We start from the raw sequence: 365 nt of genomic DNA, 5'->3' as shown, positions 1-365 counted from the left end.
CCGCTCCGGCGACCCGGGTGGCCAAGCGGCTCATCTCTGCCCTGACATAGGCGTTGTCAGTGACCTGGGTTGCGGACGCTGCGGTCCAACGATCCCAGTTCACGGTCGCGGCAGCGGTAAGGGACATGACGATGACGAGTACGAGAAGCGGGTAGACGATGCTTCCGAATGCTCGGACCCTCGCGGGGGCGAAGGCTGCGGCGCCCGTGTCGCCTGTCGGCTGGGTACTGGCTGTCACGTTGCTCATGGTCCGGCCAAACTGGCGGCCGCCGAGTCACCATCGACGCCGCATATAGTTGGATTGCTGAACATCAGTACGTCAACTACTATGGCGCGTCAAGCTGCGCTAGCGGCTTCAACGACCG

The 365-nt window shown here is 63.6% G+C and carries 1 pseudogene; it reads right to left on the bottom strand.

What is annotated here, in order from left to right:
- Positions 1-247: pseudogene (locus tag ACZLZY_RS24960) on the bottom strand (hypothetical protein); the annotation flags it as partial.
- Positions 248-365: the final 118 nt, after the last annotated feature.

The sequence above is a fragment of the Mesocryomonas lacus genome (assembly GCF_055730135.2).
This window is presented reverse-complemented; position numbering and strand designations above follow the sequence as displayed.